The 12,766-nt window shown below is 57.2% G+C and carries 11 protein-coding genes; 5 read left to right on the top strand and 6 right to left on the bottom strand.

Annotation, left to right across the window (positions count from 1 at the left end):
• Window positions 1-480 precede the first annotated feature (480 nt).
• From LOC70_RS08115 to LOC70_RS08105, 3 genes are all read right to left on the bottom strand, one after another.
• Window positions 481-1,185 (bottom strand): dihydrofolate reductase, encoded by a 705-nt coding sequence (locus LOC70_RS08115; protein ID WP_230253106.1) that lies wholly within the window; start codon window positions 1,183-1,185, stop codon window positions 481-483.
• A gap of 6 nt (window positions 1,186-1,191) precedes the next feature.
• A complete protein-coding gene (locus tag LOC70_RS08110; RefSeq protein WP_230253105.1) occupies window positions 1,192-1,986 on the bottom strand; it encodes a thymidylate synthase in 795 nt (264 codons plus the stop codon).
• A gap of 236 nt (window positions 1,987-2,222) precedes the next feature.
• Window positions 2,223-3,029 (bottom strand): class I SAM-dependent methyltransferase, encoded by an 807-nt coding sequence (locus LOC70_RS08105; protein WP_230253104.1) that lies wholly within the window; start codon window positions 3,027-3,029, stop codon window positions 2,223-2,225.
• Window positions 3,030-3,317: 288 nt separating this feature from the next.
• Here LOC70_RS08105 and LOC70_RS08100 point away from each other — a divergent pair, with 288 nt between their 5' ends.
• From LOC70_RS08100 to LOC70_RS08080, 5 genes are all read left to right on the top strand, one after another.
• Window positions 3,318-5,156, top strand: coding sequence for a GumC family protein (locus LOC70_RS08100; protein ID WP_315857218.1), 1,839 nt, complete (start codon window positions 3,318-3,320; stop codon window positions 5,154-5,156).
• 156 nt (window positions 5,157-5,312) lie between these two features.
• Window positions 5,313-6,557: a sugar transferase gene (locus LOC70_RS08095; RefSeq protein WP_230253102.1), complete on the top strand. Its 1,245-nt coding sequence runs from the start codon at window positions 5,313-5,315 to the stop codon at window positions 6,555-6,557.
• Between the two features lie 9 nt (window positions 6,558-6,566).
• On the top strand, window positions 6,567-7,970 hold the full coding sequence (locus LOC70_RS08090) for a glycosyltransferase family 4 protein (RefSeq protein WP_230253101.1): 1,404 nt from the start codon (window positions 6,567-6,569) through the stop codon (window positions 7,968-7,970).
• Entirely contained in the window at window positions 7,967-8,947 is a 981-nt protein-coding gene (locus tag LOC70_RS08085) for a polysaccharide deacetylase family protein (protein ID WP_230253100.1), read from the top strand. The genes LOC70_RS08090 and LOC70_RS08085 overlap by 4 nt, the downstream gene beginning before the upstream one ends.
• Before the next feature lie 5 nt (window positions 8,948-8,952).
• Complete coding sequence (locus tag LOC70_RS08080; RefSeq protein ID WP_230253194.1) at window positions 8,953-9,774, top strand: WecB/TagA/CpsF family glycosyltransferase; 822 nt, start codon at window positions 8,953-8,955, stop codon at window positions 9,772-9,774.
• Here LOC70_RS08080 and LOC70_RS08075 read toward each other — a convergent pair whose 3' ends face one another.
• From LOC70_RS08075 to leuB, 3 genes are all read right to left on the bottom strand, one after another.
• Window positions 9,775-10,308: an NADPH-dependent FMN reductase gene (locus tag LOC70_RS08075; protein ID WP_315857217.1), complete on the bottom strand. Its 534-nt coding sequence runs from the start codon at window positions 10,306-10,308 to the stop codon at window positions 9,775-9,777.
• A 41-nt stretch (window positions 10,309-10,349) separates the two neighbouring features.
• Complete coding sequence (locus LOC70_RS08070) at window positions 10,350-11,309, bottom strand: phosphatidate cytidylyltransferase (protein WP_230253098.1); 960 nt, start codon at window positions 11,307-11,309, stop codon at window positions 10,350-10,352.
• Between the two features lie 252 nt (window positions 11,310-11,561).
• Window positions 11,562-12,641: a 3-isopropylmalate dehydrogenase gene (gene leuB, locus LOC70_RS08065; RefSeq protein ID WP_230253097.1), complete on the bottom strand. Its 1,080-nt coding sequence runs from the start codon at window positions 12,639-12,641 to the stop codon at window positions 11,562-11,564.
• Window positions 12,642-12,766: the final 125 nt, after the last annotated feature.

Genomic DNA, 12,766 nt, shown 5'->3' with positions numbered 1-12,766 from the left:
ATGGCGATACTCCGAGAGCAGCTGCGAAGGATGTTAGATTTCTGTGCGTTTTCATGTCACGCAGACATGGGTTGGCGACAGAACGCAAGAGCGTCTTCGCCAGCGGATCGCGGACTATAGCAGTCGGCCCCCTTTTTGCTCAAGTGGAAGCGACAAAAGCAATCCGGAATTTTTTTGGGGGAAGTCGCTAAGTCTTAACAACCCGCTTCAACGCTGGGTGACTTGCAGCTTCCAACTCCAAAGAAAAATGAGCCAGCGAACGGAGCCCGCAGAAGTTGAAATTGCTAGCATCGGCGTTCAATCGCAACTTCTGAACCCCGATCCTTCTTTTCTAGAATCCTGCGTCTTTTCTGGCATCCTGCGTCTTCCGAAGTGAACTCCCGTGGCCAACTGGCCTTTTACCCAGGGCACTTATCCCCGGGAGGCTGTCAATCAACTGGGACGCTGGCAATCTTTCCCTCGCGACCGGAATTTCGCGGGTCACTCCAATCGACGTAGGCTGCTGGCCTTGCGACGCATCCTCAGCCAATCGGTTGGATAATCGTCTTTCGCCGTCGCCGGCAAACTGGTCTGCGAAACCAATTCGAAGTCTTCCAGTGGCAGATCCACCCGGGTGTCGCCTGTCAAGTTCGCCCAAACCCTGGTCCACCACAATTCTGTGCACAGCGGGAACCACTGTTGATAGATCTGGCCACCACCGACGACAAAGATCCGGCGGTCCGCGGCCAACGCGATGGCTTCGCTCTTGCCCGACGCCGTTTGTGTTCCGGGAAATTGCCAACTGCCTTGGCGAGTCAGCACGATGGTTTGGCGGCCCGGCAGCACACGACCGATCGACTCAAAGGTCTTGCGGCCCATGATCAAAGCCCCGCCCATCGTCGATTGTTTGAACCGACGAAGGTCTGACGACAATCGCCAGGGCATGTCTTGATCATCGCCGATGACGCCATCCGGGGTCGCCGCGATCACGGCGGTGATGCTCAAACCCACTCCATGATCGGCGGGCAAGAGATCTCGGCTACGCAGTTGCTTGGCAATGTTGACGGAAGAATCTTCGTTGACAGAGGCAGCTTCGTCACCGGCGGGAATCGGTGATGCCGTGGACGCATGCTCCAAACCTTGACGAAGCGTCTCGTCGGATGCCCCCGAGGGATCAGGTTCGGTGCGAGTTGTCACATCAGCCATGTCCGCTTAGACCGCAACCGGTGCCTTGATATGAGGGTGCGGGTCGTAGTTCTCAAGCTCAAAATCATCGAACTGAAATTCTGTGACGGTCGAAACGTCGCGTTTGATTTTAAAAGTCGGCAACGACCGGGGAGTGCGACTCAGTTGCTCACGAGCCTGCTCGAAATGGTTGCTGTAGAGATGGACATCGCCCAAGGTGTGAACGAACTCACCCGGTTCTAAACCCGTCGTGCGAGCCATCATCGATGTCAACATCGCATAGCTCGCAATGTTGAACGGCACTCCCAGGAACAAGTCCGCACTTCGCTGATACAACTGGCAGGACAACCGCCCACCCGACACATAAAACTGAAACAGCAAATGACACGGGGGCAGCTTCATCTTTGGCACGTCGGCCACATTCCAAGCCGACACCACCAACCGACGGGAACGAGGATTGGTACGGATCTCATTCTCGACCCAAGCAATCTGGTCAATCGTCTCGCCGTTGGCTCCTTCCCAGCTCCGCCATTGGTGTCCGTACACGGGCCCGAGATCGCCAAACTCGTCAGCCCATTCGTCCCAAATGGATACCTTGTTCTCTTGCAGATACCCAATGTTGGTGTCGCCGCGAAGGAACCACAACAACTCGTGCAAAATTGACCGAATGTGCAGTTTTTTCGTGGTCAACAACGGAAACCCATCGGCCAAATCGAACCGCATTTGGCGTCCGAAGAGACTGCGGGTGCCAACTCCCGTTCGATCGTCGCGATCGATCCCGTTGTGCAGGACTTCGTCGAGGAGTTGCAGGTAACCTTGCATGAATGTCTCGTTTCTTCAGATGGCGGGCGAGCCTGAATGAACTGGCTGCGATGGTGTGCAATTTCCGATCAGCCAACGAACCGCCCGCGGATCCGCGATGTTAGCATCCCACCCACCATCCGAGAAAGAGACGGCAACGAATCCGATCGCAAATTCCCGCATGCAAAATTCCGTATGCAAAATCCCAGTGCGGCCCCCCTGCGTGGACCAGTTTGGCTGTTCACGCGGCTGCGCGATCACGCCAGTTTTGAACCACCGTTTCCCGTGGTGCCTTCGATTCCACCACTGTCGATCTTACCATCATGCACCCAGTCCAGCGTCCAGTGGCGATCGCTGGTCATCTGCACCGCATCCTCGGGAATCCCCAACTTCGACACCACCTGACGAGCCTCTTCCAACGTGAGCGAAGCCCACAAGGATTGACGCAGCAATTGCGAGGGTGCCAGCTCTGGCGGAATTGAGACGCCGGAATCGCTGACCGCCGCCGCGGATTCAGAATCGCCCGCGTGCAGTTCGACCAATCGCTCGATCTCTGCTTCCGTCTCGGGACGATACAAATCGCGAATGAACAATCGCCCGCCAGGCATCAACGCTTTCAAAGCAGCCGCCAACGCGGTCGCGGGGTCCGGCAAATGGTGCAGCACCGTATTGCTGATGATTGTTTGTGCCAAATCCTCCTGGAAACAGTCTGGATCTGTTAGGTCGATCTGCTGCAGAAACACCAAGTGCTGGGCGCTTGCCAATTCAATTTCCATCTGAGCCATGCCCAGCATGTCGACGCTGTAATCAACGCCCATGATCTCCAGCTGCTCGGGAGCGAAACCAATCAGGGTCGGATCCGCCGCCCGTTCCCACCGCTCCGCCAATTCCAAGACAATCCCCCCCGGCCCACAACCCAGATCGATCACTCGCGGACCAACCGCCCCCCCGGTGAGCAGATCGTCGACGAACTTGCTGTTCACCTCCCGGTGATCCATCGCTTGGTAGGCCGCAGCATCAGCCGCGAAATCTTCGACTTCCGGTTCGAGGACACGAGCTAACATCTGTTCAGGACACTTTCGGAAAAATCGGGTTGCAAATTCGAAAACGCGATTGGGTGCAAATCCGCTCCCCAAGAACCGCCCTGGGGGATTCCACCCAGACTTTGCACAAAATAAGCCAAATTCCACCCCACAAATTTGGCCCGGGCAACTAAAACTTGAGTCAGATGCCCCGCCGACACAACGGATTACGCATGCTGAAAGGATTCGGGGATTTGCGCTGGTTGGGAGCATTTTAATCATTGGGCGGCTCCGATTGATCGCCCATCCCCCCTGAGTTCCTGGAGTTGCATGGTGAGCCGATCCGCGAGCCGATCTCAACCTGACCCCAACTCGAACAGTTCAGCAAGCCGCCTGAACGGCCGTTCGTCCAACTTTTCTTCCGGCAACTGGGCGCCGTCGATCCCAGCTGAATCTTGGGCGATGGTGACTCCCGCCGAAGTCCTGCGGTCCTTTCGCCGCCGACTGCCCTCGATCGTGTTCACTACCCTGTTGGTGACCGTTGCCGTCGTCGCCTTGCTGGTTGTTTGGCCGAACCAGTACCGCAGTGAAGGATTGATGTATGTCCGCTTGGGCCGCGGCGCACTGGCCGTGGATCCAACCACCAAAGCAACCCAATCGGTCTCGATGCAGGAAAGCCGCACTGCGGAAGTCGTCAGCATCGGCGAAATGATTGGCAGCCGCGAAATCGCTGAACGCGCGGTCGACAAGATTGGCGTCGAACAAATCAATCAACCACGAACCTGGATGGACCAGGCCGCAAAGGACGTCGAGGAGTTCCTGGCCTCCGATCACGCGCTGGTGTCTTGGTTGCCAAAATCGGAAGGCAAAACAGTTGGCGAACTGACGGCGGAACAATACGAAGCACAACTCGAACGCGAACAGGCCATCAAAAAGGTTTCCAAAGCGATCAATGTGGAAATTGCCAAGAACGGATACACGGTCGCCGTGGCCGGGAAAGGCGATGACCCGTTGCTCATCCAGTCCATCGTGCAAGCCGTGATGGACGAGTACGGACGCTATCACGTTCAAGCTCACAGCGTCGAAGGATCGGAATCCTTCTTTGAAAAACGAGCTCAAGAAAGTCGCGATGCGGCACTCACCGCCCGTCGCACGCTTCAAGAAACCCGCAACGAGATGGGTTGGCTCAGCGCCGCTTCGGCGGAAGAAACCCTCCGGAAACGCATCATCGATCTGGAAGCCAAACTCAGCACGGCGGACAGCGAATTGGCGGAAGCGATCAGCCAAGCCGAAGAACTGCGTCGACAACTCGACGGCACGGAGGAATGGGTCCCCATCGAAGTCACCTTGGGCATCGCCAATGCCGCCGGTGACCAAATGCGAAGCCAGTTGTACGACGTTCAGATCAAAGACGGCGAAGAGCTGGCCCGCGTCAGCCCCAACCACCCTCGATACAAACTGCTGCAAGACAAGATGCAGCAGAGCGCCCAACTCGCAGAGTCCGAGCGAGACGAACGGGAAGAACGCCGCGAAGCCATCAACCCGGTCTACCAAGAACTCGAAACACAGTTTCAAACGGTTCGCGCGAAAGCCGTCGGTTTGCAAAGCCGCCGCGACGCGATCAATGACCGTCTGGCGTCCACGCAGTCCGACCTGAAACGCCTGAACGCGGACTCCACACGTCTGGCCGAACTGACCTGGGAAGCCGAATTGGCAGAAGAAACCTACCGCGATCATGCACGATCTTTGGAAGAAGCTCGCGTGAATTCGGAGCTGGATGAACTGCAAATGTCCGACGTCAGCGTGATCCAAGACGCCACGCTGAACCTAAAGAAATCAGGCCCCATGCGAGGCTTGCTCTCCGTGGTCGGCCTTCTGCTCGGACTGAGCCTTGGCTTACTCCAAGCCATCCTTCGCGACTCTCCGGTGACATCCACCGGCGGTTCACGTGCAGACTTTTCGCGTTCCAAAGCAGACCGGGCTCGCGCTCGAACAACCACTTCCGACTCCCCCGCCGAAACCTCCGAGCCAGACCACCTGTTGGACGCACCCGATTCATTCGAAACCGATGATTCGGAATCCAGCGAACCAGTGCCAGCCGGCTCCGGAACCAACCCACTCACCATGAATGACACCTCGGGATCGTACAACGCTCCCGTCCCGCGTTAGACCGCCGCGTCCATGCGGACACCCCAGCGGTGGCTCACAGAGAGACCTCGGATCCAGAAACCTCGAGTCCCTCGACACCGCCGTCATCTGCACCGGATGCACCCAAACAAAACGAAGCACGACGGGGCAGTCACAAGAGCAACCAGGAACGACAACTTGTTTTCGATTTTTAGAAAAGAACGACGCGAAAGCTTGCTGCGATGGAGAGACGAAACGTCGCTCGGCCGCCGCCGCATGCTGCTGCTGTCGTCGCGGCAATTTGATCGCGAATTGACTCGCGAACGATTGCGTGCGACGCGTCGTTCCATCCCGTTCTGCCTGCTGACGGTCGAACTGCTAACCAAGGCCGGTTCGACTCGCCGCCACACGGCCAAGCAAAATCGCAAACTGGTCGATTTGCTAATCCGCAACCTTCGGGTCACCGACGAAAAAGGAATCCTGGCGACGTTCCGCTATGGCATCTTGCTGGTTGACACCCCGGAAATGGGCGGCCGCGCTGTCCTCGACCGCTTGGCACGTTTGACCAATGCGGCTGGTTTAGAGGTGCGTTTGAAGCTTCAAGTCCATGACCCCAACGGTTTTGGCGACAGCGACCAAGACGCCGAAGACACATCCAACGATCGCCGTAGCGGCAATCGCCGGAAAGACGACCCCGCCGACTCGGAAGCAGACTGGGTAAGGCTCTCATCCACATCGGCTGAAACCTCCAATACCACGCAATCGAGTTCACTCACCCACAATCATCTGCAATCCGCGATTGATGACGTGGCGCTCAGCGTTGCTTCGCAACCCGCGGATCAACCGGGCATGTGGATCAAACGCGGAATCGACATCGTCGGTGCCGGCGTGGGTCTGCTGCTCACCGGCCCCGCGATTCTGGCCGCCATGGCAGCCATCAAGATGACCGATGGCGGCCCAGCCTTCTTCCGCCAAACCCGTGAGGGCATGAACGGCCAACCGTTCACGATCTTGAAGTTACGAACGATGATCGTGGATGCGGAGAAATTCCAGGCGGAACTGCGAGCCGAAAGCCATCGCGATGGACCAGCGTTCAAAATTTCGCGAGACCCTCGTGTCACCCGCGTTGGCCACTTTTTGCGAGCAACGTGTTTGGACGAATTGCCGCAACTAATTAATGTGTTGAAAGGTGACATGTCATTGGTGGGCCCGCGCCCACTTCCGTGGCATGAAAGCCGAGCCTGTGAACGATGGCATCGCCGTCGCTTGGATGTCCGCCCCGGCCTGACTTGCACTTGGCAAGTCAACAAAGCCAAAGCGGTCACCTTCGACGATTGGATGCGGATGGATCTTCGTTACATCGACCAATTGGGCTTGTTCCAAGATCTACGCCTCATCGCTCAAACCGTCGTTGTGCCCGTTACGGGGCGTGGCGGCGAATAGATTCAAAACATGTCCGCCGTTTTGCCATCCAACTCAGACTCCAATTCATCGTCACCGAAGGAAACGCAGCCCTTTCCAAAACGTGACCTTCCCACGGATGCAGTCATGGATGGCAGCGACATATCGCCCTCGGCTGATCGACCGCATCCTGCGGAAGTTCTGAATTCAGCGGACAGGCTCGACGCGAAAGTCGTTTTTCTAACGCACTACATTCCCCTGTATCAGGTTCGCGTTCTGCAAGAGATCACGCGTCGCATCCGTGACTTTCAAATCTTGCTGAGCACGCCGATCGAACCCAATCGCAACTTTGAATTGGATTGGTCGGAACTGCAGGTGCAGGTGCAAAAGACGGTCACGCTTCGTCGACGTTGGCGACATGCCAAAGCGGGCTTTGATGACCCACTGTTTGTGCATGTCCCCTATGACACGATCAGCCAACTGAAACGGTTATCACCGGACGTCGTGGTGTCACACGAACTCGGTGCCCGTTCGCTCGCGGCCGCCCGGTATTGCCGACGGTCGGGTGCACGACTGGTGCTGGCAACCTTCATGAGCGAACACACCGAACAAGGTCGTGGTCGCATGAGAAGTTGGGCCAGACGACGTTTGCTCCGATCCGCGGACGCCATCACGTACAACGGCCCGTCATGCCGCGACTATCTGCTTTCGCTGGGCGCACGTCCCGAACAACTTTTTCACCTGCCATACGCTGCGGACGATCGAACGATCGCCAAGGAAATCGCACCGCGTGACGAAAGCTCCGTGCGGCGGCGTTTGCTTTGCATCGGGCAACTGACACAACGCAAAGGCGTGCTGCCGCTGGTTCAACAAGCCAGCCAATTCTGCGCATCCTATAACGAATCGCTGAAGATCACCTTTGTCGGTGACGGACCCTGTCGTTCGGAACTTGAAAGACTCGCCTCCGGCCAGGCCACCGAATCAATCGCCAAACCGGACCCCAAACTCACAATCCATGTTTTGGGCAATCGCCCCGCCGCGGAATTGCCGGAATTGATGCGTCAACACGGTGCCATCATCGCTCCGACCTTGGCCGATGAGTGGCTGCTCGTGACTAACGAAGGCATGCATGCGGGAATGCCGATTGTTGGCAGCGTCTACGCCCAATCGGTCACCACGCTGATTCAAGACGGTCGCAACGGTTGGCAATACGACCCGCTGGCTGACGAATCCGATTCCAACTCGGCGCATGCGATCAGCGGTCTCTCCGGTGCACTGCAACGTTATCTCGCGGCGAGCGATGAAACGATTGCGAACATGCGTGTTCAAGCACGGGAAGACATTCGTGACTACACACCCGAGCGTTCCGCGGACGGTGCATTGCAAGCGATCCGATCCGCTCTTAGCAATCGCAAGCCCACCGCCTCCCGCGAAATGTCGGGGAACGGCGAATGAGCAACAAACCTGTTGGAAGCTTGTCGATCGATCTCGACAACAAATGGGCGTACCTTCGTGCCGCGGGCAATGCGGACTGGAAGACCGCCTCGAGCTATTTGCCGATGGCGACGCAAAGGATCGTGGATCTGCTTGGCGAATTGAATCTACCGCTGACCGTGTTCTTGGTCGGTCGCGATCTCGACGATGAAACCGATGTCGATGCCATCCACCATTTTGACCAACTGGGCCATTGGGAACCGGCGAACCATTCGCTGAACCATTTGCCATGGATGCACACGATGAGCGACTCCGAAATTCAATCGGAGATCATGACCACGCACGATCGAATTTCATCTCGGTTTGGCGCCCGCCCGGTTGGCTTTCGAGGACCAGGGTTCAGTTGCCCGACGGAGGTTCTGCGAGTTTTGATTCGCAACGATTACTCGTATGACGCGTCCATCTTCCCCACCTCCATGGCTCCCATCGCTCGAGCGGTCTTCTTGGCGCGAACCAACTTGCAAGGCGAGGAACGGGAAAAAGCAAAGAAGCTCTATGGTGGCTTCGATGCGATGCGAAACCCCAACCGTCCGTTCGTTCGCCAGGAACAAGTCGACGGCCAAACGCACCATCTGCGGGAAATCCCTGTTTCGACGCTTCCGTTCCTGCGAACTCCCATTCACTTCAGTTACGTCACGTTCCTCGCAACGTTCAGCGTGACCTTGGCCAAACTCTATTTCGCCTCAGCACTCAACCTTTGTCGCTGGACCGGAACCGCACCATCGTTGCTGCTGCATCCACCTGACTTCTTAGGATGCGAAGACGATGCGGACATGGCCTATTTCCCCGGTATGAAGATGTCTCGCGATGCGAAACTCTCGTTCATGCGTTGGGCACTCGGAAAATTTGCAAACGAATTCAACGTGCTGACCATGCAAGAACAAACCGAAACGCTGGCGATGGCACAAACTGCAACACATCAACCCGAAACCACTTGAATTCCATGTTGGACTACGGACAACACAACGTCTTGGGCATCGGCGTCAATGCGATTGACTACGAAGCCGCCGTGAACCGGATCATCACCGCCGCGAAGAACCATTCTCCGATGGCCGTCACGGCGTTGGCGGTTCACGGCGTGATGACGGGCGTCCTCGATCGAGAACACCACTATCGTTTGAACCAATTCGATTTGGTGTGTCCGGACGGGCAACCCGTGCGATGGGCGCTCAACCGATTGCACAAGAAAAGCTTCGACGGACCTCCGCTGCAGGATCGCGTCTATGGCCCCGAACTCACGTTGCGATTGTGCAAAGAGGCGGCCAAACAGGATGTGCCAATCTTCTTGTTCGGTGCCACCGAAGAGATGTTGACGCAATTCGCAGAACGACTCGGCGAGCGGTTCGAGGGACTGCGGATCGTCGGCAAACGAGCCTCGGCATTCCGACAAATCAACGAGCAGGAACGCGACGAACTGGCAGCGGAAATTCGCGAAAGCGGCGCGCAGATGTGTTTCGTTGGCTTGGGCTGCCCGCGGCAGGAGATCTTTGCCTACGAGATGCGAGAACATCTCTCCATGCCGTTGATTGCCGTGGGAGCCGCCTTTGCGTTCCACGCCGGGATGCTCGAACAAGCGCCGCCGTGGATGCAGAAAAACGGGCTCGAGTGGTTCTTTCGACTCACGCGAGAACCAGGCCGTCTGTGGCGACGCTACCTCTATCTCAACCCAGCCTACGTGTCGTTGCTGACGCTGCAGAAACTGGGCATTTATCAGCGTAAACGCGAATCGGGGCAAACGCCTGACAAAGAACTGCGGTTCGGCTGATCAATTTGCCAATGCGTCGCTGAGCTTCAGCGTTTCGGCCACCAGCGTATCCACTCGGCGGGCGATTTCTTCGTCGGCCAAGGAGTCACCTTCAAACGATTCGCCAGTCGCGTACACAAATCGCGGCACAATCACGCAGCGAAAATCCAGCATCAAACTGTTGGCCAATCCCATGGCGGACATGTAGCTTCCCTGTCCACCAGCGGCCAACAACAACGCCACGGTCTTGCCGGTCCAAGCCTTTCCGGTCAGCTCGACGGCGTTTTTGATGGCAGCATTGACGTCGTAGTTGTAGACCGGCGACGCCACATAGATCGCGTCGGCTTCGCGAATCAATTCCGCCAAAGCAATCACGTTCTCGTCGCCATAGGCGGTGGCACCGTCACAAGGTGGCAGCACTTGCTGCGATAGATCAAAGACCTCCACTTCGCGGTCTTGCGAACGCAGACGTTCCGCGACGGAGCGAGCCAGAATTCGACTGCGACTGGTGGGATGAAGACTGGAACTGATGACGAGTTGCATGCCTTGGCTCAATCAAAATATGGCGACGAGCGTTCGTTGCCCGGCCGCGGGAATCAAGTGAAGAAGAAACGGGTGACGTGATAGAAGATCGGCGCCGCAAAGCAAATGTTGTCGATTTGGTCCAGCACACCGGCATGGCCTTGGACCAGTGTCCCGGTATCCGTCACACCCCGGTCGCGTTTGATCGCGCTCATCGTCAACGTTCCCATGCTCGCCATCGCGGTGACAACGACGCCCATCAACAACGCTTCCCACCAAAAGAATGGCGTGGCCCAACGCAACAACGCCGCGATGATTCCGGTCGACATCATCGACCCCAGAACGCCTTCCCAGGTACGCGACGCATTGATCTCCGGCGCGATCACATGTTTGCCGGCAACGTTGCTCCAAACACGTTCCAACGTCAGCGACAACTGAGCGATCAGAACGAAGAACATCAGTAGGTTCACGTTGCTGCCTTTCCAAGCTTCACCGCCGGTTCGCACCAATTGCAGATCCAACAGCGCCGGTGCGTGCGACAGCGAGTACACACACACCAACAACCCGGCTTGGATCTTCGCGCACCGTTCCAAGAATCGTTTCGCGTCCCCAGCAATCGCGGCACGAGCCGGAATGAATAGGCTGGCGTAAACGGGAATCATGATGCTGTAGAACGGATAGTAGTCATCTCCCAGCCCGATCAGGATGTACTGCAGCGGCGTGAAGATGAAGAAGATCCAAAACAACGTGCGATGGTCACCACGTCGCGTGGGCGTCATGGAGATGAACTCTCGCAACGCCCAAAACGACACCATCGAAAACAAAACCACCAAACCAATGCGATGGATCAAGGATCCGATCACAAAGATTGCGACCATCGTCCACCACACACGCAGCTTCGAACGGAAACGCTTCACAATCGCGGCGTCCACCGAGACGGAATCCGTGCGACCCAGGAGCGCCGCAACCAATGTTGCGATGCCAAGCGCCGCGAGGATGACCGCGATCAGAATGAAGGTGGTGATATCAGGCAAGGTGAACTTCGATCGAAGGAGACTTGGACTGAGAAAGCTGCCCAATTCTATACCAGCCTGTGACGCCAGCCAGGGAGTCGAGCTGGGTGAATGCTGGCTGGCGATACTTAATTGGTATTGGAGTGGGTTTGTAGAAGTCCGGTGGAACCGGACCTACATCGGCAGGCAGGCTTACGGTGGAACCGGACCTACATCGGCAGGCAGGCGTACGGTGGAACCGGACCTACACCGGCGACTCGCTACCCGACGAACCTAGGACGCCAATTTCGCGACGACCGCGGCACCCATTTCTTCGGTCGAAACGCTCTTGGACTGGTCACCACGAGCCAAATCGGGTGTTCGCAACCCATCGGTGATGACGGCGGCAACGGCTTTCTCAATCGCGTCGGCTTCATCGGCCAGCCCCAACGAATGACGAAGCATCATCGCGGCGGCCAAAATCGTCGCGAGCGGGTTGGCGATGCCTTTGCCGGCAATGTCCGGCGCCGATCCGTGAATCGGTTCATACAACCCTGGGCCATCATCACCCAGCGATGCACTTGGAAGCATCCCGAGCGAACCGGGCAACATAGAAGCTTCGTCAGTCAAAATGTCGCCGAACATGTTGCCGGTGACCACCACATCGAACTCTGACGGACGATTGATCAAGTGCATGGCCATCGCGTCGACCAAAACCACGTCGTACTGAACGTCAGGAAACTCGTTTGCCATCACGTCAGCGGCGACGCGGCGCCACAGACGACTGGGTTCGAGCACGTTGGCTTTATCGACACTGGTCAATCGGTTCGATCGGCCTCGTGCGGCTTGAGCTGCCATCCGCACGATCCGTTTCACTTCGCCGACCGAATAGGTCATCGACTGATAGGCAGACTCTTCTTCGCCACTGCCGGAGGTCCCCGACTCACCGAAGTAGATCCCGCCGGTCAGTTCGCGGAAGAATAGGATGTCGGTCCCTTTGACGATGTCCGCACGCAAAGGCGATGCGTCGGCCAGCTCATCGAACAACTTGATGGGACGTAGGTTGGCGAACAGTCCCAGTTCTTTGCGGATTTTCAACAGACCGGCTTCGGGTCGCGTCTTGGCGGACGGGTCGTCCCATTTGGGGCCACCGACGGCTCCCAGCAAAATCGCTCCGGCACCTCGGCAGGCGTCCACGGTCGCTTGGGGAAGTGGGTCGCCGGTCTCGTCGATTGCAATTCCGCCGATCAGGTGCGAGCTGAAATCGAAGGTGTGCCCGAATCGTTCCGCAACTTTGGCCAAAACCAAACGAGCTTGTTCGACAATTTCAGGTCCGATCCCGTCGCCGGGCAACAAAACGATGGAGGAATTCATGGGGACAGCAGCGAGGTTGAGTGGGTGGGGGTCGGGGAATGAAACGATGAATTTTCAGCACAGAACTTAGCCGAATCACGCCGTTTGCCCCAGGGTCCTGCTCACGCAACCGTCGCCACCCGCAC

Source organism: Rhodopirellula halodulae (genome assembly GCF_020966775.1).
Lineage (GTDB): Bacteria > Planctomycetota > Planctomycetia > Pirellulales > Pirellulaceae > Rhodopirellula > Rhodopirellula halodulae.
Note: the sequence above shows the minus strand (reverse complement) of the source record. Positions and strands in the feature narration are given on the sequence as shown.

Coding starts and splice junctions, on each gene's coding strand:
- LOC70_RS08115 (WP_230253106.1), bottom strand. CDS start 1,185: ATGGCTGATGTGACAACTCGCACCGAACCTGATCCCTCGGGGGCATCC.
- LOC70_RS08110 (WP_230253105.1), bottom strand. CDS start 1,986: ATGCAAGGTTACCTGCAACTCCTCGACGAAGTCCTGCACAACGGGATC.
- LOC70_RS08105 (WP_230253104.1), bottom strand. CDS start 3,029: ATGTTAGCTCGTGTCCTCGAACCGGAAGTCGAAGATTTCGCGGCTGAT.
- LOC70_RS08100 (WP_315857218.1), top strand. CDS start 3,318: ATGGTGAGCCGATCCGCGAGCCGATCTCAACCTGACCCCAACTCGAAC.
- LOC70_RS08090 (WP_230253101.1), top strand. CDS start 6,567: ATGTCCGCCGTTTTGCCATCCAACTCAGACTCCAATTCATCGTCACCG.
- LOC70_RS08085 (WP_230253100.1), top strand. CDS start 7,967: ATGAGCAACAAACCTGTTGGAAGCTTGTCGATCGATCTCGACAACAAA.
- LOC70_RS08080 (WP_230253194.1), top strand. CDS start 8,953: ATGTTGGACTACGGACAACACAACGTCTTGGGCATCGGCGTCAATGCG.
- leuB (WP_230253097.1), bottom strand. CDS start 12,641: ATGAATTCCTCCATCGTTTTGTTGCCCGGCGACGGGATCGGACCTGAA.